Source organism: Micromonospora sp. LOL_013, assembly GCF_048060315.1.
Classification (GTDB): Bacteria; Actinomycetota; Actinomycetes; order Mycobacteriales; family Micromonosporaceae; genus Micromonospora_E.
On the sequence record NZ_JBHMIQ010000125.1, the window covers coordinates 1 to 364 of the forward strand.

At 73.1% G+C, this 364-nt stretch carries 1 protein-coding gene; it reads right to left on the reverse strand.

The genetic code is table 11. The features are described from left to right. The coding region (locus tag ACFHWS_RS28615) for a 2-keto-4-pentenoate hydratase (RefSeq protein WP_416569598.1) at window positions 1–364 on the reverse strand (364 nt) is incomplete at both ends.

Here is a 364-nt window from a genome sequence, read left to right on the forward strand (position 1 = left end):
GCAGCGAGAAGGTGAAGTCGCGGTAGCGGGAGTCGATGACCTCCAGCGCGGGGGCGACGGCGCGGACCGCGTCGGTGAACGGCATCCCGGATGTCGGCGGCCGGTCGAGGAGGAAGGCGATCTCCGGTTCGACGCGTGGGTGGATCAGCCTGGAGATGTCCACGGCGGCGCCGTCGGGCACCTGCGTGGTGTCGGTGAGCTGGCCGAGGATCGGGGAGTCGACGCCGACCTGGGCCATCTTCGCCCGGCTGGTCAGGCCCATCTTGGCGCCGACGAGGCGTTCGCCCCGGCCGGTGCGGCGGGCGATCAGGGCCTGCTGCACCGCGTAGGCGGCGTCGACGTCGACCCGGTGGGCGTCGGCGAG